Below are 26,334 nucleotides of genomic sequence, written 5' to 3' on the forward strand. Positions count from 1 at the left end.
TATTCTAAGACATGAAGCAGAAAAATCTTACCGTGATCCTGTTGATCGCATTTGTGACCGTTATGGGTAGCTGGGGCTTCCTGGTACACCGTACCGTGAACCAGCTGGCTGTTTATGGGCTGCCAAAGAAAATGCAGGCCTTTTTCTATACCAATATGGACAGTCTGGTGTACAATGCGCCGCGGCCGGATCAGCGAAGGAATGTGGACCCTACGGAAGGGAATAAACATTTCCTGGATGGGGAATATTACGGCAACAATGCATTCGATAGCATCCCGCACAAATGGGAGGATGCGGTGGCAAAATACACTGCGGACACGCTGCGCAAATACGGTACCCTGCCCTATATAGTAGTGGAAACGCAAAAAAAACTGACGGAAGCCTTTCGGAGAAAGGACAAGGACAGCATTATTTTTTATGCCACCGACCTGGGACATTATATCGGCGATGCGCATGTGCCCCTGCACACTTCCCTGAATTATGACGGGCAGCTGACCGACCAGCGGGGGATACACGATCTATGGGAAACGACCGTTCCCGAGGCAGCACTTACTGATTTTACAATAAAAAGCCGGCACAAGGCAAAGTACCTGCCCTCTGTGGAAACCGCCATCTGGGGCATACTGAAGCACACGCATTCCCTGCTGCCCGCAATGTTCGCAGCGGAAAAAGAAGTGTCTAAAAGCTTTGCAGATACTTCCCGGAAATACCGCTGGGAATTCCGCTGGGGAAAGAACCGCCGCTTCTATTCCAAAGAGTTTGCTGTTGCGTTCAATAAGGCATTGCAGGGGTCCATCAACGACCAGCTGATCCGCAGCAGCAACGCCTTATCCGATTTCTGGTACACCGCCTGGGTGGATGCCGGCCGGCCGGATTTGAAAGACATTACGGGACCATCCTATCAGAAAAAACAGTTCCGCAAAGAACGCAAGTCCTATCGTCACGACCAGCTGATCAAAAAGGGATGGCTGATCAGTAATAATAACCGGACGAAGGACTGAGTTGCAGGTTACAAATTTCTGGTCTCAGGTCCCCAATCTTAATTCTGAACGTTCAACGCTCAATTCCAGATTTCAAACAGATCATTTTCGCAACCCGCTCGCCGTCCATGGCCGCGCTTACAATGCCTCCGGCATACCCGGCGCCTTCGCCGCAGGGATAAAAGTTCCTGAGCTGTGGATGCTCAAGCGTCTCTTTATCACGCGGGATCCGCACCGGTGAAGAAGTACGGGATTCGGTGGCCACGATCACTGCTTCATTGGTATAATACCCTTTTATTTTTGTGCCGAACAGTTTAAAGCCCTGTTGCAGAGACTTGCTTACAAAGGACGGCAATACTTCCCATAATGGTGCAGCATGAAGACCGGGCAGATAGGAACAACCGGGCAGCGTTTGTGAAAGGGTACCTTCACAAAAGTCCACCATCCGCTGTGCGGGAGCTACCAGCTGCCCGCCCCCTGCGGTAAACGCCAGCTGCTCCACCCACTGCTGAAAATAAAGCAGGAACAGCGGGCTGTTGAATGTGCTTCCGTATTCTTTTTTAAAAGCCGGCAGGGCCTTTACATCTTTCTCTTCCACCTGTACCACGATCCCGGAATTGGCATACGGATTATTGCGTTTGGAAGGTGACCAGCCGTTTACAACGATCTCGTTCTGATCGGTAGCCGCGGGGGCAATGATCCCTCCCGGGCACATGCAAAAGGAAAACACACCATGGTCGCCTACCTGCTGCACCAGGCTGTAGGAAGCGGGTGGCAGCCATTCGCCGCGGGAAGCGCATTTATACTGTGCGGCATCGATCAGCGATTGCGGATGCTCTGCCCGCACACCCAGGGCAAAGGGCTTGGCTTCTATATGCAGGTTATTGTTGTACAGCAGATGGAAGATATCCCGCGCAGAATGACCTGTTGCCAGTATAACGGCTTCGCCGGTGAAGGCATCGCCGTCGGCGGTAGTGACACCGTTCAATACACCGTTATCGGTTATAAGACCGGTCACTTTTTTATTGAAACGGACCTCACCGCCACAGGCAAGGATCTGTTCGCGCATGCCGGTAATGATCTGGGGCAGCTTGTTGGTGCCAATATGGGGATGCGCCTGGTACAGGATTTTTTCCTCGGCGCCAAAGCGCACAAAAGTGTTCAGTATTTTATTGATGTCGCCCCGTTTATTGCTGCGGGTATACAGCTTGCCATCACTGTAAGTACCGGCGCCGCCTTCACCAAAACAATAGTTGCTTTCAGGATTCATTATTCCCTGTTTGTTAATGGCCGCCAGGTCGCGCCTGCGGGTGCGTACATCCTTGCCGCGCTCCAGCACCAGGGGTTTGATGCCCTGCTCAAGAAGCTGCAGCGCTGCAAAAAGTCCGGCAGGACCCGCCCCTACAATGATGACTTTTTTGGAGGCGGAATGAACGTCTTTATAAACGGACCGGATCACCTCCCGTTGCTGTGCCGGCTCATCAATATAAACCAGCAGCGACAGCTGGATAAAAGGCTGGCGCCCCCTGGCGTCTATGGAACTTTTTAATATGGTATAACCCGAAACAGCATCCGGATTTTTGCCGAGTGAGCGGGCGATGAGTTGCTGAAGCTGTTCCGAAGCTGAAGCTTCTTCGGGCCTGACGCGAAGGGTAATGGTCTGTTGCATAATGTCCGATTTTTATCCGGAAAATTTCTGCAAAGAAATGAAAATTTTACGGCAGATGCCGGAACTTTATCCGTATGAAAAAGCAAGTCACTGTTTCTTTGACCGCGCGGTTGCTGAAGTTTGCAGAAAATGGCGATAAAACCGGGTGGACCTATATCGAAGTTCCGGCAGACCTGGCCCAGGAATTGCTGCCGGGAAATAAGAAAATCTTCCAGGTAAAAGGAACCATCGACCGTCACAGGATCACCGGCACCTCGCTGTTGCCGGTGGGAGGGGGCAATTTTATACTGCCTGTAAATGCTTCCATGCGTAAGGGTATCCGGAAAAAGGAAGGCGCCGGGGTAGAAGTAACGCTACAACTGGATACCAAAAAATATGAGCTAAATAAAGAGCTGATGGAATGTTTAGCTGAAGAACCGGCGGCACTTGATTATTTTAAGTCGCTGGCACCATCCCACCAGCATTATTTCAGCAAATGGATCGACGCCGCCAAAACCGATACCACCAAAGTTACGCGTATTGCACGCTGTATTCACGGGTTACAGCGCAAATGGGATTATGGACAGATGATCCGCTTTTACAAGAATAAAGAGGGATGATATACGAGGCAGTAAAATTATCAGTGTCTCAGCGGCGCTGCGGCATTTTCCCACTGAAGTACACCGATTATTTTTGCTCACAGATTCCGCGGATGTGCACAGACTAAGGATTATTAAAAGACTCTGTGCTGATCTGTGAGCGGATGGACCTTAAGATTTGAAACAACTGCTATTCAGAAATCAGTTTTGAAAGCTTTAGCCGTTTACCGACATTTGTAGTCTATGGTATCCAGTTTAGAAAAGATCAGGAAGCCGTTCTTTATCGGCGTTGCGGGCGCGGGGATGAGTGCTATTGCCCAGTATTTACAGGGAACCGGCATGGAGGTTGCGGGAAGCGACCGTTTTTTCAACGAAGGGAAAGCTGGGGACATAAAAGCACGTCTGGAAACAGAAGGCATCACCTGTTTTTTACAGGATGGCAGCGGCATCACTCCGGATGTGGATCTTGTGGTGGCGTCTACTGCCATTGAAGATACCGTTATCGAAATAAGAAAAGCAAAAGAGCTCAATATTCCCATCATCCGCCGTTCGGAACTGCTGGCCCTGATCGCCGCCAGCAAAAAGACCATCGCAGTGGGGGGTACCAGCGGCAAGAGCACTACTACCGGGATGTTGTTTGATATACTACAGCAGGCGGGTAAACATCCGTCGGTGATCAGTGGTGCGGGGCTGGTGAGCCTGATCCGGCAGGGCAGGATCGGGAATGCATTTGTGGGAACAGGGGAGTGGCTCATTATTGAAGCGGATGAGAGTGATGGCTCTATCGTGCAGTACCACCCTGAAATCGGACTATTGCTGAATATTGAAAAGGACCATAAGGAACTGGATGAATTAATGCAGGTATTTGACACCTTCCGGAACAACAGCCGGCTGTTTTGTGTGAACCAGTCAAACGAGCATTCAAAAAAATTATCGGCAGATGCGGCCAATGATTTTTGTGTGGACGGCACCTGTGCCGGTGCGGGCTTTCAGGTATCGGATTTTCTCCAGGACCGGTTTCATATTTCCTTCCGTATCAATGGTCATCCATTTGGGATCAATATTCTCGGCCGGCACAATATGGAAAATGCCGCCGCCGCTGCTGCTGCTGCTGTACTGGCAGGTGCTACGCTGGAAGATGCAGCGAACGCACTGGCACATTATGAAGGGATTTACCGGCGCAGCCAGGTGCTGGGACAAAAGAACGGGGTTTGGGTAGTGGATGATTTTGCACATAACCCTGTTAAATGTGCGGCGGCCATCCGCTCCTGCCAGCCCGTTTCTGATAAGGTGGTGGCCTGGTTCCAGCCGCACGGTTATACCCCCACAAAATTCCTGCGCAGCGAGTTTGTACAGGAAATAGCAGGAGCATTAAGACCCCAGGATGAGATCTGGATGAGCGAGATCTTTTATGCAGGAGGCACCACCACAAAGGACATCTCTGCACTGGATCTGATCAATGACCTGAAAATGCTTGGGAAAAATGCCTATTTTGTAGAAGACCGGGATCAGCTGCTCACAGAAGCCGGCAGTCACCTGGGGCCGGGCACCACCCTGCTGCTGATGGGTGCAAGAGACCCCTCGCTGGAGCAATTTGCCAAAAAAGTTTATGAAACACTTTAAACCGCAGCTCTGGCGGAAAACACTTTATTATAGTTATTGGGCTGAAAGAGATAAAAGCACATCACCATTAAAAGGCTGTAGTTAGTGGCATCGCTTGGGTTATCGCCTTCTACTGAACAAACAGCTACCGGCTTCTCCCGGTTTTCGTCAATGATTTCAATCACGTTGTGATTGTCATTTTTGACATTCAGATAAAAACGCTTATCCTCTACTTCAATATAACGCTGACGCCCCTCTTTGGATATTTTCCCCAGCTCTGCACCATATTCATTTTGCAATACGAGCTTGTTCTTGAAAAGTCCTTTCTTTTTATAATGAAACAGGCGCTTTTCTCCGTCGGTCGATTCCAGATAAACCGAATCCGACTTCGGTTTGTACGCCAGGGTGAGCATTTTTTGACCATTGTACCACAATCCAAATCCGGTGTTACCAAGGCTGGATGTAATAGTCTTCCATTGCATATCAAAAAATTTATGCGGTAAATGTACATCCCTAAGAACGGTTGACACCGTTTTAACCTAAAATTAATGTAAACTTAATATTAGGACTGTTATTTGCACATTCAATGCACAAAACTGACCAACTGAGTGGATATTAGGCGGTTATACGACCGTGGATAAATAGGTAAATTAACACCAGCAGAAGAAGCAATATCAGGATGGAGAAATAAAGCCACCATTGGGGCTGGAGTTGCCGTTTGGTGCGGGCGTCTCTTTTTTTCTGTGTCCTTTTCTTAAGATCCCGGTTCAGGGCTTCAGCGATCAGTGTGAGCCGTGCGGTATCGTCGATCTCCTGTAATCCTTCCACCGCATCATTATAGAACGGATCGTCCAGCAATTGCTTTTCAAGCTCATGCACTTCTTCCTTCCCCAATTGATTATTGAGGTACTTGAGTAAGAGTTCCTGGCTTACATTTTTATTTAAATGGGATAATATGTCTTTTAAATCCTCAGCCATTGTCTTTTTTTGCTTTTTTAAGCATTTTTTGGATCAGCAATTTTAAATTCCTTTTCCCATTTTGTATATAACTTTTTACCTGGAGCAGGCTGTAGCCTTCAGAGGCACTGATCTCCTGGTAGCTCTTTTTTTTCAGGTAAAACAGAATTACGGCCTGCCGTTGCTCCGCATTCAGGGACTCCAGGGCTTCCTTCAGCAATTCCGGACTGACAGCCTCCTTTTCCGGGTCCTCCTCCGGTGCTTCGGTGACGGAATTGTTCTCGGTCAGTTCCACCGGAACAGTCCTTTTTTTATCCCGCAACACCGAAAGACAGTGATTTTTCGCCACAGTGTACAGCCACGACTTGAAATAGTCGATCCGGTACTTGTGCACTTCCTGGATCACTTTTAAAAAAACCTGTTGTACCGCGTCCTGCGCCTGGGTTTCATCCTTAAGATACTTCATACATACCCCGAAAAGCAGAAGGGTATAACGTTCCAGCAATATACCCAGCCATGAACTGTCGCGTTCCTGCAGGTGTCGTTGCAGCAATTCCTGGTCACTGATATGGTCATAGCGGCTATTGCTCACAGAAATAAAGGTATTTAAACTATCTGTAAGATGCAAGATTAAACAGATTCCATAAAACAGTGTTTTAATACTGATGGCGTTGCATTGTTAAGTTTTATCTTTACAGAAGGCGTCAAAACAATCAAAAAGATGAAATACGGAATAGTGGTAGTGCCGGCGGCACCGGTTCGTAAAAAACCGCATCATAAGTTTGAAATGGTGAATCAATTGCTGTTTGGAGAAAAACTGATCCTGCTCTCGGTGAAGCAAAAGGGCTGGTATAAGGTGAAAAGCCTGTATGACGGGTATAAAGGATGGGTGACCCAGCATATGATCCATGAGATCGATAAGGACACGGCGAAAACCACAACGTACGGTCTTGCCGGTGAGCTGCTGAACACCATACAGGTAAACGATTTGCCGATGCATATCCCTATGGGATCTTTTATAGGGGAGGCCGTGAAGGGAAAGGGACGCATCGGTAATTGGGACTATGAATATAAAGGTACGCTGGCCGGCAGCGTTGCAGATCCGGCTGCCGCAAAGGCCGCAATTGAGAAATACGGAAAAGAATGGTTGAACGCTCCCTACTTATGGGGAGGGAAAACCATACTGGGCGTGGATTGCAGCGGTTTTGCACAAACGATTTTTAAAATGGCGGGGATCCCGTTGCTGCGCGATGCCTGGCAGCAGGCACAGGAGGGCCGTGTTGTAAAAAAGCTGGAGGAGGCCGCGTTGGGTGATCTGGCGTTTTTTGACGACCGGCAGGAGATCGTACACGTGGGCATTCTGCTGGGGCCGGACCGGATCATTCATTCCTCGGGAAAAGTACGCATCGATACAATTGATAAAAAGGGGATCATCAGCAGTGAAACCGGAAAACGCACCCATCGTTTAAAACTGATCAAACGGATGCCGCAACTTATTCGATCGACTGAAGGATCGACCGGTTAAAGTAATAGTAATCATAGAGCATGCCGCTGGGTATGGCGCGATTGCCGGCATATTTCATACGCAACACCACCAGCAGCGCCAATTCTCCATCGTCCTTTACATACCATGCCACGGAAATAGGTGCTGCCAGGGAAGCGCTCATCGCATGATTGGTAATCGCACCCTCCCTTACACCCTTTATGTTCTTTAACTGCGCTTCCCCCTGCACGGACAGGTTCCGGCGGATTTTTTTGTTGATCTTTTTGTATTCCCGTTTCAGGGCCCTGACCGTTTCAGCCGTACTGTCAAAAAAACCGGTGATCTGGTACAATACGACCGTATCCATGAACGGCTTTGCCGTACGGATCATCCGTTTTTTTTCAGCCAGCAATACTTCGATCCGGTTTGCGCGGATGGTAAAGGGATTGAATGATTTATAGTCGCCCTGCACAGAAAAAAGACTGGTATCCGATTTATCGGAGGATTCGGTGATGTTCAGTTGAGGATCGGTTTTAACTGCATCTACAAAAGCAGAGAACTGTCCGGAAAAGGGGTCGACCCGGAAATAGTCTTTCACCACTTTAAAAAACTGGTCTTGTGCGGCAGCAGTACCAACCCATATAAAAAGTATAAAGGAAAGCAGGTATCTCATTTAAGCAGGCGGTCAGGGCATTTCTTTGAATTTCTTTTTATAATAATCAATGGCTTCGGAGATAATGGACAAAGCAGTTTCTTTATCCTGGAAGGTATCTATTTCCACCTTTTTACTTTCGAGCACTTTGTATTGCTCAAAAAAGTTACGCATTTCCAGCAGGAAATGATGGGGCAGCTCATCAATATTTTCATAGTGGTTGACAGAAGGGTCATCAATGGCCACCGCAATGATCTTGTCATCCCGTTCACCGCTGTCAATCATCTGCATATTTCCGATGACTTTAGCTCTTACCAGGCAAAAGGAACGGATCGTCTGCGAGCAAAGCACCAGGATATCCAGCGGGTCATGGTCCTGCCCCAGCGTTTTCGGAATAAATCCATAGTTAACAGGATAGTGGAAAGAGGAATAGATGACCCGGTCCAGTTTTAACAACCCCGTCTCCTTGTCGATTTCATATTTGGCTCTTGATCCTTCCGGTATTTCTATGATCGTATTTACAATTTCCGGTGCGCCTGCTCCATAACTAACGCCGTGCCATGGGTGTGTGATTGTTGCCATCGTATTCATAAATTTTTAGTAAGGGATCATTCCTGTTCACTCCTTATCGTCAATCAAAAATAACAAGTTTTTTGATCGGAATGTTTATCAGTCAAGATTAATTGGCCGGGATCTGTTTATTGGGGTCAAACAGGTATTTGAAATCAACCAGCCAGGCCCCGTCCTTCTTCACTACTTTCAGCGTGTCCTTTTTGTCTTTATAATAGGAGTTGGAATAAACAATGATACTTGCAGAGTCATTTAAAAGCTTGCGTTGGTGAATGTTAATGGTCGCATCCCAGAAACCCTGTTTCTCATCCGGGGTGCGGGATATGCGCGCCACAGCGTCCAGCCGTTCATCGTTTGCGGAATCGTGCAGCATATAATTGGCGGCGCTTTTAAAGTTTCCTTTCAGTGCCGCCTGAATGAAATTGCGTGCGGCGTCAATATCGGAATCACCCGGCTCGTCCTTGTCCGACTTATCCGGCAAACAGGCCGGCAGCAAAAAGAGCAGGGATAAAAAGTATAAGTAAATTCTTTTCATTCCTGCAATATAAACAACTTTATGCTCTCTCCGCCTTATTTTGCGTTTTCGGGATTTTTTACAAGATCTTTATACATGGGATTGGTTCCGGCCCTGGTGGTTGAATAAAAAAGGGGGCCCGGGGGCCGCCCTTTAAAGGTAAAATGGAATATATTTTACCCTATTTTTTTGGAAATTCCCTTGGAGTCCGTTGTTCCTGGTCTTCATGTTCTTTATGGTATGCCTTGATGATGGCTTTCACTAGGCGGTGGCGTACCACATCTTCCTCATCCAGTTCAATATGACTGATACCGGGAATATTGCGCAGAATGCGCACGGCAGTCTGCAACCCGCTTTTCTGATTACGCGGAAGGTCCACCTGCGTCATATCACCGGTGATGATGGCTTTGGCATTGGCACCGATACGCGTCAGGAACATCTTCAGCTGAAGATCGGTGGCGTTCTGCGCTTCATCAAGGATGATGAAAGCATTGTCCAGGGTTCGTCCGCGCATATAGGCCAGGGGCGCTATTTCGATGGTGCGGGTGGTCATGTAATACCCCAGCTTGTCTGCCGGAATCATGTCATCCAGCGCGTCATACAACGGGCGCAGATACGGGTCGATCTTCTCCTTCAGATCTCCCGGCAAAAAACCGAGGCTTTCGCCTGCCTCTACTGCCGGGCGGGTCAGGATGATCTTCTTTACCTGTTTGTTCTTTAAGGCTCTTACAGCCAGCGCCACGGCAGTATAGGTTTTACCGGTACCTGCCGGTCCGATGGCAAAAAGGATGTCATTCTTTTCTGCTTCCTGGACGAGCTTTTTCTGATTGGCGGTACGTGCACGAACCGACTTGCCATTGGGTCCGAATACCAGCACTTCATTGGGGTTGCGCTCCTGGAAATGATCGATGGTTTCCAGGTCGTCGCCGCCCAGTATCTGGTCGAAATAATTTTCGCTCAGGTGGCCGTTCCGTTCAATGTAAGACACGATCAGGTTTATTTTCTCTTTTGCTTCTGCTATCTGTTCGGGAGCGCCGCTTAGTTTCAACTGTGTGCCGCGGGAAAGTATTTTTAGTAGCGGGAATTTCTTCTTCAGCAGATCCAGTTTACCGTTGTTAACCCCAAAAAAATCAATGGGGTTGACTGTCTCCAGGTTAATAATTGCTTCTGTCAATGTTTTTCTTGTTTTAATTAAAAATCCTTCTTCTCAAATTTATACAACACCCTTTAAAATTGCGAATTTATTTTATGCACAGGATGTGTATTTTGTTAAAGCAACGATAATTGTGCCGGGTTTTAAAAACGGAGGGGAACAGGTTGGCCCATACGGGGGACCCTACTATGGATCATTATTTAATAAATAGCTGTACATTGCCACAAAAAAATATGGCGATTATTGCTCCTTCTTTGCTGGCGGCAAATTTTCTTCAGTTGCAACGTGAAGTGGAAATGGTGAATCAGAGCGAAGCAGCATGGCTGCACCTGGATGTGATGGATGGCCGCTTTGTACCCAATATCAGCTTTGGTCCGATGGTCATTGAGTTTGTAAAAAAGGTGACCACTAAAATCTGCGATGTGCACCTGATGATCGAAGAACCTTCAAGATATTTCGAACAGTTTAAAAAAGCCGGTGCCGATCATATCAATATACATATTGAGACCTGTCCGCTGCTGCACCAGGATATCCGCCAGATAAAGGCCATGGGCTTAAAAGCAGGGGTAGCTATTAACCCGCACAACCCCGCCAGTTTGCTGAGCGATATCATTGCGGATGTGGACATCGTACTGGTGATGAGTGTGAACCCCGGCTTTGGCGGCCAGACATTTATTCCGAATACACTGAACAAGATCCGTGAGATCAAACAACTGATCCGGGAGAAAGGTTCCAGCGCGGTGATCAATATCGACGGTGGTGTAACGGTGAACAACGCGGCCGAAATTGTGGCTGCGGGTGCCGATGTACTGGTAGCAGGCAGCACCGTTTTCAATGCGGCAGATCCTCTTGAAGCCATCCGGCTGCTGAAAAATGCCTGATGTTTTCTAGCTTGTTGTTGCTACCTTTGCCGGTAACTAATTACTTATTAAAAACAAATGCTTATGTTAAAACGATTCGTTCTCCTGTTTTTTGCGGCGGGTGCCTGCAGTGCTGCTTTCAGCCAGGTTCAGTTTGGTGTACGTGCGGGTGTAAACTTTTCAAACGCGGTTGTCAGGGATGCTGATGACAATAAGATGCCTACCAATCTGCTGACCGGTTTTCATGCAGGGGTTACGGCAGAACTGCCGCTGGGCGATGAATTCGCGGTCAGCCCCGGCCTGTTGTTCAATACCAAAGGATATCAGTATAAAGTAACAAGTGACGGTCTTACGGTAACAGTGAATCAGCATCCTTATTATCTTGAACTGCCTGTCAATTTTCTTTATAAGCCGGAACTGGGTAATGGTCGTCTTTTACTGGGTGCAGGGCCATACCTGGCTTACGGCATCGGGGGGCGGTGGAAAGGCAAAGGGGCCATGGGCAATACCACTACCAGTCGGAGCGGTAGTCTTGAATTCAAAAATGATATCTCGTCCACCGACAGCAGCTACCTGGATTACAACAACCTGAAGAAGCTCCCTTATGGAAAGCCTTTTGATGTGGGAGCTGCATTGCTGGCCGGTTATGAGTTCTCCAATAAGTTCTCTGTTCAGCTGAACGGTCAGATGGGGTTGTTAAACATTGCACCCAAGGTGGACGGAAAGGAGACCGGGGAACGGCTCAAGAATATGCAGTTCGGTCTTTCTGTGGGCTATAAGTTTTAAGGCGCTGGTTTTAAAAAATCCAGCAGCGGCGCAATAAATCGGTCAAACGCTTCAATATGCGGCAGGTGGCCGATATTCGGGATTTCTACCAGTCTGGATCCGGGAATTTTTGCCTGTGTTGCCTTACCCAGCAGATCATAACGGCCCATTTGTTCCTGTATCTCTTTGGGTGCAAGGGCTTTTCCCAGCGCTGTTCTGTCGCGGGTGCCGATGATAAGAAGCGCCGGCATTTGCAGTTTGGCGAATTCGTATACTACCGGTTGTGTAATGATCATATCGTAGGTAAGTGCATTATTCCAGGCTACCAGGGGATACTGTTTGTTCTGCGTAACACCTGCCAGCGGGTACACCCATTCGTCGTATTCGGGCTTCCATTTATTGTCATAATAAAATTTCAGCTGGTAATTTTTTATGGATGTTTGATCCGCTTTGAGTTCTGACTGGTACCAGTTGTCAATGGTCTGGTAAGGGATCATTGTTTTGTAATCTTCCAGTCCGATCGGATTTTCAAGGATCAGTTTTTCAGTCACCCCGGGATACATCAATGCAAAACGCGTGGCCAGCATGCCGCCCATGGAATGCCCCAGCACTGCCGTGGTGCGGATCCCAAGATGATCGAGTATCTTTTTTGTATTGGCCGCCAGCTGATGAAAACTGTATTGATAATGTTGTGGTTTTGCTGATTTGCCAAAACCGATCTGATCCGGAGCGATGACGCGGTAACCGGCTTTTGTAAGGGCCTGGATCGTTGTGCGCCAGTAAGCACCGTTAAAATTTTTTCCGTGCAACAGCAGGATGTTCTTCCCGTTATGCTGTGCGGGTTTTACATCCATATAGGCCATTTTCAAAGATTGCTGCTGGTCTTCCAGTTCGAGGAACGAAACCGGATAAGGATAGGCATAGTTCTCCAGGTTGATGTCCAGAGCGTTCGATTTGTTCTGTGCTGTTGTTAACAATGGGAGCAGGAAAGCGAGCAGGAATATGAGTTGCTTCATTATGGGGAGATTTGTATCTGGTATAACAAAAACAGCGCCGGTAAGGTTGTTGGTATAATAAAAAAGCTCCGGGTTGAATGCCCGGAGCGTTGAAGTTTATAAAGAGCCTTCTTTTACCAGCCTGGATTCTGATGACCTTTCAATGCTTCACTGGCATCAATGTCTTCCTGCGGGATGGGGAAATAATAATCCCGGCCTTCATTGAAAACGCGAACATCTCCAACAGTGATGTGATTGGCGCTGGAGAAAGTAACAGCTCCGGTGGTCATATTCACTTTTCCGGGGCGTACTCCGTGAACGGGCCCGTTCATTACCTGACCGCCGATCTTCCAGCGTTTGATATCATACCAGCGTAATCCTTCAAAAGCCAGTTCCACTCTTCTTTCATTACGTACCTTCTGGCGGAGGCCTTCCTGGCTCATATTGGTTACCGGTGGCATCCCCGCTCTTGCCCGTACTTTGTTGATGGCGCTGGCTGCTTCACCCAGGTTGGATCCCTGTTCGATCAGGGCTTCCGCATAGGTCAGTAACACTTCTGCGTAACGGAATACGATAAAGTTCAGTCCCTGGGCTTCTTCAGGAGACTGTTTTGTAAGGTTTTCCACCGGGGCACAGTACTTACGGAGACAATAGCCGGTGCGGGAACGGTTCCCCTGGGAAGAATTGTAATATTCATCAGGTCCCACGGGTTCCAGGCTGTTAAAGATCCGGCCGTTCCAGGTTTGCCCCGGGAAAATGATGGTGGCATAAAAACGGGGGTCGCGGTTGTCATAAGGCTTGTCCGGGTTTACCGTGGATCCGTTCTTGGTCTCGTACGCGTCTACCATGCTCTGTGTGGGGTTTACGGAGTTCCATCCGCCTTCCGCTACTGTATAAAGCGCATCGATCCAGGAGCCCCAGGTCGGCGGGGTGTATTTTACCTCCAGAATGACTTCGTTGTTGCGGTCCTCATTTTTCTGATTTTTTTCCCAGAATAATCCCTCATAATCATTAAACAGCTCGTATTGATTAAGATCGATGATGGACTTTGCATCTTTTGCAGCATTGACATAATCCCTGGTGAACAATTCCAGCCGTGCTTTCAATGCAAGAGCGGCACCTTTTGTGGCGCGCCCCAGCTCTTCGTCTTCTCTTTTCAGGGGCAGGATGTCCGCCACTTCAGCCAGTTCATTTTTAACAAAAGCTGCGATCTCTTCTTCAGTGCTTCTTCCGATTTTTGTCTCATCACCATAGGCCAGTACCTTGGTCACCAGCGGAACGCCTCCAAAACACATCAGTTTACGCGCATAGTCGAAGGCCCTGAGGAAACGGGCTTCTGCTTTCATGATATTTTTCTTTTCTTCATCCATGGGCACTTTGTCCACATTTTCGAGAAAGTAATTAGCGGAACGGATCCCCGTATACGGAAAATAAGTGCGGTACAGATCCACATAGCGCCCGTCTATTTTGGCGGCAGTGCCCGATCCCAGCGCTATATAGCTGGGCCACTGGTTGCTGAACGGGTTGTAACCATTGTCGGTAATATCATCCATCAGAATGGCATTGCCGTCTTCGAAGAAGCCGCTCATTTTTGTATTCTGATAAATGGCTGCCAGGTTTTGCAATGCCGCCTGCTCCGATGTGAAATATTTATCAACCGGGTAGGCATCCATGGCGTCCCGCTTTAGCTTAACGCAGGAGGAAAGCGAAATGCAGGCTATAATTATGGGTATATATATATTGCTTTTCATGTTATAAAATTTGAAGGATTTAGAAAGAAACATCAACACCAAATGTGAATATTTTAACCTGGGGATATCCGGCAGTGGCACTGCTTACCTCAGGGTCAATGCCCAGGTCCCTGGGGATTTTTGACAGGGTAAACAGGTTCTGACCGGAAACATAAAAACGGGCATTGTTGAGTTTCAGTTTTTCCAGTACGGTGCCCGGCAGGTTGTAATAAACCCGCAGGTTCTTTAAACGGACATAGGAGGAGTTAAACAGGAATATAGTGGACGGGTAGGTTGAGTTGATGGAATTGGTAACAGAAGTACGGGGTAAACGCGTGCTGTAATTGTTCTCATCTGCCATCGGGTTGTAAGAATGATCGATGGTCCATTGTGTGATACTGTATCCGCTGTTAAATCCATACCCAACACTAGCGCCGAGGTATTTGTAATAATCTGCGGCACCCTGGAGCATACCGGCAATACCGAAGTTCTTGTATCCGAGATCAAAGTTCAGACCATATAACCATCTGGGCGTGCTGGATTTATTCAGCATTACTTTGTCGGATGCATTGATGATGCCATTACCATCCTGATCCTTTATCTTCTGATCTCCGTATTTCTGTCCTGTGATCAATGTATAGTTGGGATCAAGGAACTCGGATTTTGTCAGCAGCCCGGCATTTTCATAAATATAATAGGCGTTCAGCGGATAGCCAACTGTATTTTTTGTATTGCCGCTGGGTGCAAGATCGATACCTCCAAGATCCAGAATCTTATTGGTGAGATAAGTAAGATTACCGTTTGCAAATATGGTAAATCCGCTGGTGGTTGTTTTATTCAATCCCAGCTCAAACTCGTATCCGTAGTTCTTCATTTTCCCGATGTTGGCAATGTAATCCTTACCACCATGCACAGAGGATACTTTTTTTGTCATCAGCATGGCATTGGTTACTTTATTAAAATAGCCCAGACTGAAATTGACCATGCCGTTCCACAGGCCTCCTTCAATGGCCACATCCAGCATTTTTGTACGCTCCCAGGTAAACCCGGTATTCTGATCCTGGATCACCATCATCGGATTGTAGATCTGATCACCGAATATATAGTACAGGGGACCGAAATAGGAGTTAGAGGCAGGACCAAAAAGAGACTGGTAGGAATAATATAATTGATTATAATTGGCCAATGTAAGATCATTATTATCACCGGGAAGGTTCTGGTTCCCCAGCACCCCATAACTGGCTCTTAATTTCAGCTCGGATAAAGTGGGCTTCAGTGATTCCATGAATGGTTCTTCCGAGATACGCCATCCCGCAGAAGCGGAAGGGAAAAAATCCCAGTTGGAACCAGGGGTCAGCCGGGAAGAGCCATCCTCGCGGGCGTTCAGCTCCAGCAGGTATTTCTTTTTATAATCATAATTAACCCTGGCGAACAAACCCATAATGCCCCATTCATAGGCAATACTGTTATTGTTGATGCCGGTTTGCGGACCCAGCTGCAGGCTTCCGGAGAGGTTGTTGGGATAGCCTTCGCGGTAGCCGCTCAGATAGCGGAAGGTATGGAACTCCTGTTGTCCTCCAAGAATGGCATTCAGACTATGATCACCGAATCGCTTCTGATAGGTCAGATCCAGTTGCTGCAGATAGTGCACATCTTTATAAGATTCTTTTAAAGAGGAGTTGGGACCTGATGTTGTTCCATTATACCAATCGAGTGAGTTCTTGAAAATATCCTTTGTGTTATCGCTGTAGTTAATACCGTTGGTGAATTTGAGGTCAAGCCCTTTGGCGATCTGGTATCCCAGGTTCACATTGGCAAGAATATTATATACCTGGCTGTTTTGCAATCCACCTTCGTAGGCCTGTCTTACCGGGTTTCTTGTGTCATTGGTGGAGGTAATGTTCCAGTCTCCGTTTGAGTTTTTAATAGAATCCACCGGTCGCTGACGGTTAATAGCGCTGATGATGGCACCAAGATTACCTACCCTGGCAGAAGTGGGTTCCTTGGCCTTGGTATAGCCGATACCCAATGACAATGCCAGTGTGAATTTGTTCCATTTGATCTCGGCATTGTCCCTTAGGGTATAGCGCTGGTATTTTGTGTTGACGATATTCCCATCCTGATCGAGGTAGCCAAAGGAGGCATTATTCCTTACGGAAATGCCTTCATTGCTGAGACCGCCGGAAATATTGATCGTATGCGAATGGGTAAAGCCGTCCTTGTCAAATAGGGCACCGCGCCAATCCGTGCTGGGCACGGCCCCTGATTTCCAGCCATTCAGTTCAGCCTGCGTAAATACTTTTTTTGAAGCATCAAAATCCGGGTTGGCGCTTGTTATGGCATCGTACATCAATGCAGTATTATACGCGTCGGCATAGGCATAAGCGCTGGCTTCTTTAAACAGTTCCGTGGGTTTTTGAAAACCCATATAACCGGAATAGGAAATAACCGCCTTGCCGATCTTCCCTTTTTTTGTGGTAACCAGTACCACGCCGTTGGCGGCACGCGCACCGTATAACGAAGATGCAGAGGCATCTTTCAGCACCGAAATGGATTCAACATCATTCGGATTGATCATACTTAGTGTACCGGGAATCCCATCGATAATGATCAGAGGGGAGGTGCCGCTTTGAAGGGTACCGATACCCCGGATGTTGATGGAGGGATTGGCTCCCGGCTGACCAGATCCCTGGGTGATATTGACGCCGGCTACCTGCCCCTGCAACGCGGAAGCAATATTGTTTACCGGACGATCCTGTATCACTTTGGTATTTACCTGCGTGATGGAAGAAGTGATGGTTTTTCGCTGCTGGTTACCGAAGGCTACAGCCACTACTTCCGATAACATTGTGGCATCGTCCTCAAGAATGATCTCAAGAGGTTTGCTATCCGTTACGGTAACCTCCTGTGTCTTTTTTCCTACAAAAGATACTTCCAGTACCACCTGCTGCTGACCGGTTTTCAGTTCAAACAATCCTTCACTGTTGGTAGTGGTTCCTTCGTTGGTTCCTTTTACCTGGATGGATGCGCCTGCAACAGGTGCACCGGCTTTGTCAGTGACCTTTCCGGTTATCGTCTGTTGCTGAACCTGGAAATAGGAAAGGGAAGTTGCAGCCGTTGCATTATTGGAGCAAAGTCCGGCTGCAAGAAAAGGAAGCAAAGCGATCACTAGCAAACGTGCCTTGCCAGGCGGATGCAGGCTTTTTTTAAAAGCTGCAATAAGATAATTGTTCATGTGTGCAATTTTTAATTAAGTATCAGATGGCTGTGTAAAAACACAGTGAAAGGCAGCCAAGGTATAGAAAATAAAATGTTAAAGTGGTTGTATTCAGGGGTAATCTTTGTGCAATCGGTTGCTCTTGAAAAATGAACAAAAAACAGGGGAAATCCATTTTTAAAAAAGAATTGGAAATCAAAATTTTACAGATATGCACAAAAAATTGCGCATGAAGTGCAGCTCTAAAGACCCTGATCGGTTAGGGCATTGTTTGCTTTGCGGTGACTGCTGCCAAGCACCGGAAAATAAAAAAAAGAGGCGGTCTCTGTTTGGAGACCGCCTCTTTTTTTTAATTATAGTCAGTATGTTTTTTAAATCCCTGTCGCGATCTTCAGCACTTCTTCCATCCGGCTTACATAATGGAATTTTAGCCCTTTTATAAATGAGGCTTCGACCTCTTCCACGTCCTTCTGGTTCTGCTGACAAAGAATGATCTCCTTCAGGCCTGCACGTTTAGCGGCCAGTATTTTTTCCTTGATCCCGCCCACCGGCAGTACCTGCCCGCGTAAAGTGATCTCACCGGTCATCGCCAGGTAGGGCTTTACTTTTTTGCCGGTCAATGCCGATGCGATGGAGGTCATCATCGTGATGCCGGCGCTGGGTCCGTCTTTTGGAGTAGCGCCCTCGGGCACGTGGATATGGATGTTCTTTTTCTGGAAAAGCGAGCTGTCTATTTTATACGTGCCGGCATTTGATTTGAGATAAGTAAGCGCGGTGGTGGCACTTTCCTTCATCACGTTGCCCAGGTTCCCGGTAAGGTGCAGTTCACCCTTGCCATCACTCAGACTGGATTCGATGAATAAAATATCACCGCCCACATAGGTCCAGGCCAGTCCTACCGCCACACCGGGCAGGTTCACGGTTTTATACAGGTCGTTGCTGTAGCGGGGTTTGCCCAGGATCTCCTGAACATCATCGGTGGTCAGCGGTGTTTTCAGCGTTTCCCCCATGGCTACTTTTTTAGCCTGGTTGCGCATGATGCTTGCCAGTACGCGGTCCAGCTCCCGTACACCGCTTTCGCGGGTATAGTCGGCGATGAGTTGTGCCAGCACTTTATCTGAAAAACGGATACCGCTCTTTGCCAGTCCGTGCAACTCTTTCTGTTTGGGGAGCAGGTGCCGCTTGGCGATCTCAATTTTTTCCTCGATCGCATAACCACTCAGGTCGATGATCTCCAAACGGTCGCGCAGGGCGGGCTGAATGGTTTGAATGTTATTGGCCGTAGCTATAAATAATACCTTGCTCAGATCGTATTCCAGCTCCAGGTAGTTGTCATAGAAATTATTGTTCTGTTCCGGGTCCAGTACTTCCAGCAGGGCACTGCTGGGATCGCCGCGGAAATCATTCCCCACTTTATCGATCTCATCCAGCACGATCACAGGGTTGCTGCTTTTTACTTTCCGGAGCGATTGAAGGATCCGCCCCGGCATGGCTCCGATATAGGTTTTACGATGCCCGCGGATCTCACTTTCATCATGCAGGCCGCCCAGGCTCAGCCGTACGTATTTGCGCCCCAGCGCACTGGCGATACTTTTACCCAATGATGTTTTACCGATTCCCGGAGGGCCGAGAAAGCAAAGGATCGGGCTTTTCATGTCGCCTTTTAATTTAAGCACCGCCAGGTATTCCAGGATCCGTTCCTTGATCTTGGCCATACCATAATGATCATGATCCAGCGTCTTCTTGGCATTGGTCAGGTCATAGTGGTCTTCTGTATATTCGTTCCAGGGCAGGTCCAGCATCAGGTCCACATGGTTATACACCACCGAATAGTCCGGTGTGCTGGGATGCATCCGCTCCAGTTTTTCAATTCCTTTTTTAAACGCTTCTTTTGCAGTCTCCGGCCATTTCTTTGCTTCAGCCTTTTTCTGCATTTCCTTTATCTCCTGGCTGTTGGTATCGCCGCCCAGTTCTTCTTTAATGCTTTTCAACTGCTGTTGCAGGAAATATTCCCGCTGTTGCTTATCGAGTTCCGTACGGGTTTTATTGGTCACTTTGTTTTTCAGCTCCACGAACTGCAGTTCCTTTTGCAGCAACTGCATCAGGCTGCCGGCCCGCTCGCGGATATCATTCATTTCCAGCAGCTGTTGTTTTTCCTCTACCGATGTATTGAGGTTGCTGCTTACGAAGTGGATCAGGAAGGAGGGCTTTTCAATATTTTTCAGAATGATCGATGCTTCGGAGGGGATATTGGGCGACTGCTGGATGATATTGGTCGCCAGGTCTTTTATATTGGCGATATGTGCCTCAAAGTCGGCATCCACCGGGGTTTCCGTGTCAGGGATCCTTTTGATCTTTGCCTTGAAATAGGGGTCATCGGCCACGATCTGCTCAATGGAAAATTTATTACGTCCCTGTATGATCACCGTGGTACCGCCATCCGGCATTTTGATCAGTTTAATGATCTTGGCAATGGTACCGATGAGTTCGAGATCGTCCGACTCTGGGTTTTCCTGGTTACTGTCCTTTTGTGCCACCACGCCGATAAACTTGTTGCCTTTATAGGCCTCGTTCACAGCCAGGATACTTTTATCCCTGCCAACGGTTATCGGGAGCACCACTCCGGGAAATAAAACGGTATTTCTCAGGGGCAGGATTGCTATTTCATCGGGTATCTCATCCAGGTTTTCGTCGCCTTCGTTTTCATTGAGTGGAATAATGGGTAAAAAATCCATCTCATCTTCGGGTCTAAAATTAATATCAAACTTCATAATCTTTTTTAACAGGACAAACTGACAGCGCACTCTAACAAGTGCGCACATCTATAAACAGAACAATTAGCAGGTCAATTGTAATGCCACAAACAAAAATGCGGAAAGATTGACGGTTTTAAAGGATTCCTGACCACGGCTGACAGCTCCGGTCGCACTGCGACGGCCCCTGCTTTATGTCCGCAGCACAAAGCAAGACTATGTAATACTTAATATATTGATTATAACTGTTTAATGTCCCGGGAGCGGTTCTTACAACAGGGCGTATCCCACGGCAAGTTGCAAGGCCTGGTTTTTCCACCGCTCCTGTTGTGGCAGATCACTGACGTTGCTGAGACCGATGACATACCGGCCGGAAACCCGGAGTTTACTGAACTTCAGCTGAACGCCCCCTATCATGGAAAAATCTCCTTTTTTAAACGCCTCTTTCCCATTTTCCAGTAAGTTCTTGTCGGAGCTGGTAAGGATGCTGAACTGCGGCCCTGCCTCAATATGAAGAGGTCCGGCCAGATGATAATTCGCCAAAATAGGGATTGAAAGATAATTGAGTTTTGCCTTGGTCTGATCTTTTCTGAACCCCGGCAATACGTTCTTAAAACTGGTATCGCGGGTGCTGCTGGTTTGGGAATACAGCAATTCGGGGTTGACACTGAATTTTTTACTTACCCCGATCTCTGCAAAAAAGCCGACCAGGTAATTGTACTGGAATTCTTCCTTAAAACTTTTTCCATTGATCTTGGTGGCATTTACACCGGCCTTGGCCCCAACATGGAACTGCGCATTTGCAGAAAAAGCAAAAAGGGCGGTTGCTATCAGGAGGGCAGCGGTCTTTGTTACTTGCATAAAACTGAGTATTGTTGTTAAGACATTAAAAGTAGAAAAAAATGGCGAACTAAAGGAATGATTCTCAGACGAATTCAAAAACTGTGATTTCCGGAAGGATGCCTACTCTGCCGGGATACCCAATAAAGCCGAACCCCCGGTTTACATATAATTTCTGTTTTCCTTTTTCATAAAGGCCGGCCCACTGTTTATAAACATATTGCACCGGGCTCCAGCGAAATCCCGGTATCTCCACCCCAAATTGCATGCCGTGTGTGTGTCCGCTCAGCATCAGGTCCACATCTGTGTACTTTGTCGTAACCTCGGCATCCCAGTGAGAGGGGTCATGACTCAGCAAAATCTTGAAAGGATAAGCTGCACCATTTGACGCCCTTGCCATATCCCCGTAGCTGTGAAAGCGTGCTTTGCCACTGATGTTCTGTACGCCGATCAGGCCGATCTGGTCACCGTTCCGCTCCAGCGGGAGGTGTTCATCCAGCAGCAGTTTCCAGCCCATTTGTGCATGGATCGATTTTAACCGGTCCAGGTTGGCCGTTTTTTCCTTGGTGCCCGGCCAGCTGTGGTAGTCGCCGTAATCGTGATTTCCCAGGGTAGAGAAGACACCCATAGGCGCTTTCAGACGGGAAAAGACCTCGATATAGTGTTCCATTTCAGTAGCAGTATTATTCACCAGATCGCCGGTAAACACGATCAGATCCGCTTTTTCCTTCAGGACCATGTCGACGCCCCGGTTCACCGCAGCCCGGTTGCTGAAGCTGCCGCTGTGGATGTCCGACAGCTGGATCATCCGGAAACCCTTGAATCCCGCAGGAAGATTGGGGTAGGAAAGGGTCACCCGTTTTATTTTATAATTGTATTTATTGCTCAGTCCGAAAAGCAGCGTGGAAAAAATGCCGCCGCCGGCTGCAATGCCCAGCCAGGTAAGAAAGCCGGAGCGGGAGATCGTCTCCAGATCTGCTCCTGATACCTCGCCCACCTCGCTGTTGGCAGAAAAAAGTTTACCCCCCACCCATTGGGCCAGCCGCCGGATATCATCCACCAGGAAGAACACCGCAGCCAGGATCTTTCCGAGAAAAAGGGCAAAAATGATGGTAAAAATTATGCTGCGGCGCAGCCGGCCTGCTTCATGCGCCGGTAAGTAGGGCAGCAATAACAGGGTGCCAAAGGCCAGCAGCGTGATACCCCAGTAACTTACGGCAAATATTGTCCGGTTTTTTTGTGGGGAATAAGCAAAAACAGAGGAACGGATGGCGATAAAGATGTAAAGATCGATCAGGAGCATCACCACCAGCATCACCCACCAGAACGAGGTATTCCGCATAAAAGGAAGATTTTATTCGCTCAAAACTAGGTAAAATTTTGATCCGAGCTCGGGATCAGCGATGAGCTTTCGGCTTTGGGCGATCCGCTTGCTGCCTGAAACGCCGGAACTTACGACCGGGATCTGCCAGCCGGATGCCGCTGGTTAACCGCTGATAACTGATGGCTGAAAGCGAAGCGCGGCCCTGCCAGCTTTTCGCTTTTTATCCATATTAAGAATAGCAAATACTTTACATTTGCTTAATTGAATTTTTTTAGCGTTTTTTAGCAGCAGTTCAGACAGAATATAAGTACTATGGGAAAAATTATTGGAGTAGCGAATCAAAAAGGAGGGGTTGGTAAAACTACGACGGCCATTAACCTGGCGGCGAGTTTTGCGGTGCTGGAATATAAAACGTTGCTGGTGGACGCCGATCCGCAGGCAAACAGCACCACCGGCGTCGGCTTCGATCTGCACAACATTACACACAGTCTGTATGATTGTATGGCCAATCAGGCGCCTGCAAAGGAAGTCATCCTGAAAAGCGATATTCCCAACCTTGATCTGATTCCTTCCCACATCGACCTGGTAGGGGCGGAGATCGAGATGATCAACTATCCCAACCGCGAAATGGTACTTAAAAACATCCTGGAGGCGGTGGAGCAGGAATACGACTTTATAGTGATCGATTGTTCTCCTTCGCTGGGACTGATCACGGTAAATGCGCTTACCGCTGCAGCCTCTGTGGTGGTGCCGGTGCAATGTGAATTCTTCGCCCTGGAAGGGTTGGGTAAATTGCTCAACACCATCAAGATCGTGCAGAGCCGTTTAAATACCGAGCTGGTGATCGAAGGCATCCTGATGACCATGTATGATTCCCGTCTCCGGTTGTGTAACCAGGTGGTGAGCGAAGTACGGCGCCATTTTGATGACAAAGTGTTTGACACCATCATTCACCGGAATTCAAAACTGAGTGAAGCGCCCAGCTTTGGAAAACCGGCTATCCTGTATGATGCGGCCAGCAAGGGCGCCCTCAACTACCTCAATCTGGCCAAGGAGATCCTGCAGAAAAATGATATGACAAAGATTGCAAATGAGGAAAAGATTTTGGAGTAGCTGCTGATTACTGTTACCAACTTCAAACGTTAAACATCCGAGAAAGAAATGTCGACAACAAAACAAAATAAGGACGCACTGGGTAAAGGGATCCGCTCCCTGCTGGGCAGTATAGACGCAGAACTGAAAAGCACCGGCACCGGCGGGGAACAATTGAAAAAAACAGTAGTGGAAACTGCCACCAATATCCTGCGGATCCCGGTGGCGGATATTGAAATAAACCCCAAGCAACCCCGGCATGATTTTGATGAACAGGCATTAAAAGAACTGTCGGACTCCATAAAGATCCATGACATCATTCAGCCATTGACGGTTTCAAAAACCGCTGCCGGCAAATACCGCCTGATTGCGGGAGAGCGCCGTTTGCGGGCATCCAAGATGGCCGGACTGAAAGATGTACCTGCCTATATCCGCCAGGCCAACGATGCGCAGCTGCTGGAGCTGGCGCTGCTCGAAAACCTTCAACGGGAGGACCTGAACGCGGTGGAAGTGGCGCTGAGCTACAAGCGCATGATGGATGAACTGGATTACTCGCAGGAACAGGTAGCGGAACGAATGGGTAAGGACCGCAGCACCATTGCCAATTTTATACGACTCTTAAAACTCCCTCCCGATATTCAGCTGGCAGTGCGTAGCGGTGCATTGTCGATGGGGCATGCCCGGGCGATCATTAATGTAGATACGGTTGAAAAGCAGCTTTTTATTTTTAAAGAGATAAAAGACAAAGGTCTTTCGGTACGCCAGACTGAAGTACTGGTGCGCAACCTGTACAAGCAGGCGGGTACTGCCAAGAAACCGGTGAGCCGGGGCGGGTTGTCGTCCTCTTTTCAACGCATTGAAGACAAGCTGGCTTCCCAGTTCGATACCCGTGTAAAACTCAGGCACAGCAGTAACGGAAGCGGCCAGATCACATTCGATTATTATTCGGTTGAGGAATTGAATAAGCTACTGCACAACTTTAACGTATCGGTAGATTAATTAGTGCTTTATTTGCATCATGCGTTTCCTGAACAAAATAATACTGCTGCTATTTTTCTTTGCAGGTGCAGGCCTTAACCTTTATGCGCAGCAAACGGATTCCGTGGCTGTAAAGGACACCCTTCCTATTGTGAAAGATACGCTTCCCGCCGGTGACACCACTCCTGTAAAGGATACGGGAAAGGTAAAGGCGCTGAAGGCGGGTAAGGTAAAGGATAAATATGTGGACAGCGTGGCCCGGAAGGACCCCCGTTACCGGAACCCCGGAAAGGCGGCGCTTCGCTCAGCAATATTGCCCGGCTGGGGTCAGGTATACAATAAAAAGATCTGGAAAGTGCCCATTGTTTATGCTGCACTGGGTGTTACAGGAGGGCTTTTTATTGATAATTTAAAATGGTACAAACGCTTCCGGTACGCATTTACGGTAGCTTACAATATCTCGCAGGGAAAGGACAGTCTTACCGGTCCGAATTATGCAAAGGTTTATGATCAGCTGAAGCGGCCGTTCTTTGAAGGGCCGAACGGATTGAATACGGAGGGCCTGCGGAGCAACCGGGACCAGATCCGGCAGGATGTGGATTATGCCTTTGTTTTTTTCCTCATTGCCTGGGGATTGAATGTGGTGGACGCCACGGTGGATGCGCACCTCAGCACTTTTGATGTGTCGCCCAAGCTGAGCTTTAAGATACAACCGGGGTACAGCGAAATGGCCAATACCAGCGGACTGAGCTTTGTGCTGCGGTTCAAGTAGCGGGAACACCCGATGGCAGCCGCTGCCACCGGATCAATAAAAAACAGAAATTTTAGAATAAATGAAAATTGCACTTATCGGATACGGAAAAATGGGAAAGGCCATTGAAGCGATCGCACTGGAAAGAGGACATGAGATCGTGCTGAAGATCGACCTGGGAAATACGGAAGAATTTACCCCGGAAAACCTGCAGCAGGCAGATGTAGCGATCGAATTTACCGGTCCGCATACGGCTTTTGAAAACCTGGTAAAACTGATCCGGTTTGGAGTGCCTGTTGTAAGCGGTTCTACCGGCTGGCTCGAAAAAATGCCGGAATTGCTGCAACTGATCAACCAGCATGACGGTGCCTTTCTGTATGCAAGCAATTTCAGCATTGGTGTGAACCTGTTTTTTGAACTGAACAAAAAACTGGCGGCGCTGATGCATGGTCATGCAGACTATTCGGTAAGCCTGGAAGAAATTCATCATACTGAAAAGAAAGATGCACCCAGTGGTACAGCAATCACCCTGGCAGAGCAGGTGATGGATGTATACACCGAAAAAACAACATGGGTCAACGATGTACTGCCCCGGGAAGGAGAGCTGCTTATTACCAGCAAACGCATCGACCCGGCGCCGGGTACCCATACGATCACTTATTCTTCGGACATTGATGATATTTCAATCACCCATATCGCGCACAACCGCAAAGGGTTTGCCCTGGGCGCCGTGCTGGCCGCAGAATTCATAAACGATAAGAAAGGCGTTTTTACCATGAAGGACGTGCTGGCGCTGTAAGAACGGATGGATTAGGATACAAGATTTTAAGCCCGGTTAAGGGCTTTTTTTATGAGCTTTAAATACATGTAA

24 protein-coding genes are annotated in these 26,334 nt (G+C 48.0%); 10 read left to right on the forward strand and 14 right to left on the reverse strand.

Going from position 1 to position 26,334, the window contains the following annotated elements; genetic code table 11:
• Positions 1 to 11: 11 nt before the first annotated feature.
• Positions 12 to 1,001: a zinc dependent phospholipase C family protein gene (locus tag K7B07_RS14290; protein WP_223710710.1), complete on the forward strand. Its 990-nt coding sequence runs from the start codon at positions 12 to 14 to the stop codon at positions 999 to 1,001.
• A 52-nt stretch (positions 1,002 to 1,053) separates the two neighbouring features.
• Here K7B07_RS14290 and K7B07_RS14295 read toward each other — a convergent pair whose 3' ends face one another.
• Positions 1,054 to 2,649 carry an NAD(P)/FAD-dependent oxidoreductase gene (locus K7B07_RS14295; protein ID WP_223710712.1) on the reverse strand — a complete coding sequence of 532 codons (1,596 nt, stop codon included), beginning with the start codon at positions 2,647 to 2,649 and terminating at the stop codon, positions 1,054 to 1,056.
• A 74-nt stretch (positions 2,650 to 2,723) separates the two neighbouring features.
• Between K7B07_RS14295 and K7B07_RS14300 the strand changes: the two genes are divergently transcribed.
• Positions 2,724 to 3,248 carry a DUF1905 domain-containing protein gene (locus K7B07_RS14300; protein WP_223710714.1) on the forward strand — a complete coding sequence of 175 codons (525 nt, stop codon included), beginning with the start codon at positions 2,724 to 2,726 and terminating at the stop codon, positions 3,246 to 3,248.
• Between the two features lie 222 nt (positions 3,249 to 3,470).
• Complete coding sequence (locus tag K7B07_RS14305) at positions 3,471 to 4,850, forward strand: UDP-N-acetylmuramate--L-alanine ligase (protein WP_223710715.1); 1,380 nt, start codon at positions 3,471 to 3,473, stop codon at positions 4,848 to 4,850.
• Here K7B07_RS14305 and K7B07_RS14310 read toward each other — a convergent pair.
• The 3 genes from K7B07_RS14310 to K7B07_RS14320 form a co-directional block, all read right to left on the reverse strand.
• Complete coding sequence (locus tag K7B07_RS14310; protein ID WP_223710717.1) at positions 4,847 to 5,311, reverse strand: hypothetical protein; 465 nt, start codon at positions 5,309 to 5,311, stop codon at positions 4,847 to 4,849. The two genes, K7B07_RS14305 and K7B07_RS14310, sit on opposite strands and share 4 nt — an antisense overlap.
• A gap of 133 nt (positions 5,312 to 5,444) precedes the next feature.
• Positions 5,445 to 5,807, reverse strand: coding sequence for a hypothetical protein (locus K7B07_RS14315; protein WP_223710718.1), 363 nt, complete (start codon positions 5,805 to 5,807; stop codon positions 5,445 to 5,447).
• Entirely contained in the window at positions 5,800 to 6,378 is a 579-nt protein-coding gene (locus tag K7B07_RS14320) for an RNA polymerase sigma factor (protein WP_223710719.1), read from the reverse strand. The genes K7B07_RS14315 and K7B07_RS14320 overlap by 8 nt, the downstream gene beginning before the upstream one ends.
• Positions 6,379 to 6,507: 129 nt before the next feature.
• On the opposite strand from K7B07_RS14320, the gene K7B07_RS14325 reads away from it, so the two are divergent.
• Positions 6,508 to 7,311 (forward strand): C40 family peptidase, encoded by an 804-nt coding sequence (locus K7B07_RS14325; RefSeq protein WP_223710721.1) that lies wholly within the window; start codon positions 6,508 to 6,510, stop codon positions 7,309 to 7,311.
• Here the strand turns inward: K7B07_RS14325 and K7B07_RS14330 are convergent.
• From K7B07_RS14330 to K7B07_RS14345, 4 genes are all read right to left on the reverse strand, one after another.
• Positions 7,280 to 7,942, reverse strand: coding sequence for a hypothetical protein (locus K7B07_RS14330; protein ID WP_223710722.1), 663 nt, complete (start codon positions 7,940 to 7,942; stop codon positions 7,280 to 7,282). The two genes, K7B07_RS14325 and K7B07_RS14330, sit on opposite strands and share 32 nt — an antisense overlap.
• A gap of 12 nt (positions 7,943 to 7,954) precedes the next feature.
• Entirely contained in the window at positions 7,955 to 8,503 is a 549-nt protein-coding gene (locus K7B07_RS14335; RefSeq protein WP_223710724.1) for an inorganic diphosphatase, read from the reverse strand.
• A 97-nt stretch (positions 8,504 to 8,600) separates the two neighbouring features.
• Positions 8,601 to 9,026 (reverse strand): nuclear transport factor 2 family protein, encoded by a 426-nt coding sequence (locus K7B07_RS14340; RefSeq protein ID WP_223710725.1) that lies wholly within the window; start codon positions 9,024 to 9,026, stop codon positions 8,601 to 8,603.
• Positions 9,027 to 9,186: 160 nt separating this feature from the next.
• A complete protein-coding gene (locus K7B07_RS14345) occupies positions 9,187 to 10,179 on the reverse strand; it encodes a PhoH family protein (RefSeq protein WP_223710727.1) in 993 nt (330 codons plus the stop codon).
• A 212-nt stretch (positions 10,180 to 10,391) separates the two neighbouring features.
• On the opposite strand from K7B07_RS14345, the gene rpe reads away from it, so the two are divergent.
• Positions 10,392 to 11,039 carry a ribulose-phosphate 3-epimerase gene (rpe, locus tag K7B07_RS14350; RefSeq protein WP_223710728.1) on the forward strand — a complete coding sequence of 216 codons (648 nt, stop codon included), beginning with the start codon at positions 10,392 to 10,394 and terminating at the stop codon, positions 11,037 to 11,039.
• 63 nt (positions 11,040 to 11,102) lie between these two features.
• The gene (locus K7B07_RS14355) at positions 11,103 to 11,804 is read left to right on the forward strand and encodes a porin family protein (protein WP_223710730.1); all 702 of its coding nucleotides are present in this window, start codon (positions 11,103 to 11,105) and stop codon (positions 11,802 to 11,804) included.
• Here K7B07_RS14355 and K7B07_RS14360 read toward each other — a convergent pair.
• From K7B07_RS14360 to K7B07_RS14385, 6 genes are all read right to left on the reverse strand, one after another.
• Positions 11,801 to 12,799 carry an alpha/beta fold hydrolase gene (locus K7B07_RS14360; protein ID WP_223710731.1) on the reverse strand — a complete coding sequence of 333 codons (999 nt, stop codon included), beginning with the start codon at positions 12,797 to 12,799 and terminating at the stop codon, positions 11,801 to 11,803. The two genes, K7B07_RS14355 and K7B07_RS14360, sit on opposite strands and share 4 nt — an antisense overlap.
• Positions 12,800 to 12,912: 113 nt before the next feature.
• Positions 12,913 to 14,529 (reverse strand): RagB/SusD family nutrient uptake outer membrane protein, encoded by a 1,617-nt coding sequence (locus tag K7B07_RS14365; RefSeq protein ID WP_223710733.1) that lies wholly within the window; start codon positions 14,527 to 14,529, stop codon positions 12,913 to 12,915.
• A 19-nt stretch (positions 14,530 to 14,548) separates the two neighbouring features.
• The gene (locus K7B07_RS14370) at positions 14,549 to 17,743 is read right to left on the reverse strand and encodes a SusC/RagA family TonB-linked outer membrane protein (protein ID WP_223710735.1); all 3,195 of its coding nucleotides are present in this window, start codon (positions 17,741 to 17,743) and stop codon (positions 14,549 to 14,551) included.
• Positions 17,744 to 18,096: 353 nt separating this feature from the next.
• Positions 18,097 to 20,496: an endopeptidase La gene (gene lon / locus K7B07_RS14375; RefSeq protein ID WP_223710737.1), complete on the reverse strand. Its 2,400-nt coding sequence runs from the start codon at positions 20,494 to 20,496 to the stop codon at positions 18,097 to 18,099.
• 252 nt (positions 20,497 to 20,748) lie between these two features.
• Entirely contained in the window at positions 20,749 to 21,339 is a 591-nt protein-coding gene (locus K7B07_RS14380) for a porin family protein (RefSeq protein WP_223710738.1), read from the reverse strand.
• Between the two features lie 64 nt (positions 21,340 to 21,403).
• A complete protein-coding gene (locus tag K7B07_RS14385) occupies positions 21,404 to 22,660 on the reverse strand; it encodes a metallophosphoesterase (RefSeq protein ID WP_223710740.1) in 1,257 nt (418 codons plus the stop codon).
• Positions 22,661 to 22,954: 294 nt separating this feature from the next.
• On the opposite strand from K7B07_RS14385, the gene K7B07_RS14390 reads away from it, so the two are divergent.
• The 4 genes from K7B07_RS14390 (at position 22,955) to dapB (ending at position 26,262) form a co-directional block, all read left to right on the forward strand.
• Positions 22,955 to 23,755, forward strand: a complete 801-nt coding sequence (locus K7B07_RS14390) for a ParA family protein (protein WP_223710741.1) — start codon at positions 22,955 to 22,957, stop codon at positions 23,753 to 23,755.
• A 48-nt stretch (positions 23,756 to 23,803) separates the two neighbouring features.
• Positions 23,804 to 24,733, forward strand: coding sequence for a ParB/RepB/Spo0J family partition protein (locus tag K7B07_RS14395; RefSeq protein ID WP_223710743.1), 930 nt, complete (start codon positions 23,804 to 23,806; stop codon positions 24,731 to 24,733).
• Positions 24,734 to 24,752: 19 nt separating this feature from the next.
• Complete coding sequence (locus tag K7B07_RS14400) at positions 24,753 to 25,484, forward strand: DUF5683 domain-containing protein (RefSeq protein ID WP_223710745.1); 732 nt, start codon at positions 24,753 to 24,755, stop codon at positions 25,482 to 25,484.
• 61 nt (positions 25,485 to 25,545) lie between these two features.
• Positions 25,546 to 26,262: a 4-hydroxy-tetrahydrodipicolinate reductase gene (gene dapB / locus K7B07_RS14405; RefSeq protein WP_223710746.1), complete on the forward strand. Its 717-nt coding sequence runs from the start codon at positions 25,546 to 25,548 to the stop codon at positions 26,260 to 26,262.
• Positions 26,263 to 26,334: the final 72 nt, after the last annotated feature.

The organism is Niabella beijingensis (assembly GCF_020034665.1).
GTDB lineage: Bacteria > Bacteroidota > Bacteroidia > Chitinophagales > Chitinophagaceae > Niabella > Niabella beijingensis.

Excerpts from the sequence above, each read along its gene's own strand:
- K7B07_RS14330 (WP_223710722.1), bottom strand. The coding sequence starts at position 7,942 with ATGAGATACCTGCTTTCCTTTATACTTTTTATATGGGTTGGTACTGCT.
- K7B07_RS14295 (WP_223710712.1), bottom strand. The coding sequence starts at position 2,649 with ATGCAACAGACCATTACCCTTCGCGTCAGGCCCGAAGAAGCTTCAGCT.
- K7B07_RS14385 (WP_223710740.1), bottom strand. The coding sequence starts at position 22,660 with ATGCGGAATACCTCGTTCTGGTGGGTGATGCTGGTGGTGATGCTCCTG.
- rpe (WP_223710728.1), top strand. The coding sequence starts at position 10,392 with ATGGCGATTATTGCTCCTTCTTTGCTGGCGGCAAATTTTCTTCAGTTG.
- K7B07_RS14305 (WP_223710715.1), top strand. The coding sequence starts at position 3,471 with ATGGTATCCAGTTTAGAAAAGATCAGGAAGCCGTTCTTTATCGGCGTT.
- K7B07_RS14340 (WP_223710725.1), bottom strand. The coding sequence starts at position 9,026 with ATGAAAAGAATTTACTTATACTTTTTATCCCTGCTCTTTTTGCTGCCG.
- K7B07_RS14360 (WP_223710731.1), bottom strand. The coding sequence starts at position 12,799 with ATGAAGCAACTCATATTCCTGCTCGCTTTCCTGCTCCCATTGTTAACA.
- K7B07_RS14380 (WP_223710738.1), bottom strand. The coding sequence starts at position 21,339 with ATGCAAGTAACAAAGACCGCTGCCCTCCTGATAGCAACCGCCCTTTTT.
- lon (WP_223710737.1), bottom strand. The coding sequence starts at position 20,496 with ATGAAGTTTGATATTAATTTTAGACCCGAAGATGAGATGGATTTTTTA.
- K7B07_RS14365 (WP_223710733.1), bottom strand. The coding sequence starts at position 14,529 with ATGAAAAGCAATATATATATACCCATAATTATAGCCTGCATTTCGCTT.
- K7B07_RS14355 (WP_223710730.1), top strand. The coding sequence starts at position 11,103 with ATGTTAAAACGATTCGTTCTCCTGTTTTTTGCGGCGGGTGCCTGCAGT.
- K7B07_RS14315 (WP_223710718.1), bottom strand. The coding sequence starts at position 5,807 with ATGGCTGAGGATTTAAAAGACATATTATCCCATTTAAATAAAAATGTA.
- K7B07_RS14300 (WP_223710714.1), top strand. The coding sequence starts at position 2,724 with ATGAAAAAGCAAGTCACTGTTTCTTTGACCGCGCGGTTGCTGAAGTTT.
- K7B07_RS14370 (WP_223710735.1), bottom strand. The coding sequence starts at position 17,743 with ATGAACAATTATCTTATTGCAGCTTTTAAAAAAAGCCTGCATCCGCCT.
- dapB (WP_223710746.1), top strand. The coding sequence starts at position 25,546 with ATGAAAATTGCACTTATCGGATACGGAAAAATGGGAAAGGCCATTGAA.
- K7B07_RS14290 (WP_223710710.1), top strand. The coding sequence starts at position 12 with ATGAAGCAGAAAAATCTTACCGTGATCCTGTTGATCGCATTTGTGACC.
- K7B07_RS14395 (WP_223710743.1), top strand. The coding sequence starts at position 23,804 with ATGTCGACAACAAAACAAAATAAGGACGCACTGGGTAAAGGGATCCGC.
- K7B07_RS14310 (WP_223710717.1), bottom strand. The coding sequence starts at position 5,311 with ATGCAATGGAAGACTATTACATCCAGCCTTGGTAACACCGGATTTGGA.
- K7B07_RS14400 (WP_223710745.1), top strand. The coding sequence starts at position 24,753 with ATGCGTTTCCTGAACAAAATAATACTGCTGCTATTTTTCTTTGCAGGT.
- K7B07_RS14325 (WP_223710721.1), top strand. The coding sequence starts at position 6,508 with ATGAAATACGGAATAGTGGTAGTGCCGGCGGCACCGGTTCGTAAAAAA.
- K7B07_RS14390 (WP_223710741.1), top strand. The coding sequence starts at position 22,955 with ATGGGAAAAATTATTGGAGTAGCGAATCAAAAAGGAGGGGTTGGTAAA.
- K7B07_RS14335 (WP_223710724.1), bottom strand. The coding sequence starts at position 8,503 with ATGGCAACAATCACACACCCATGGCACGGCGTTAGTTATGGAGCAGGC.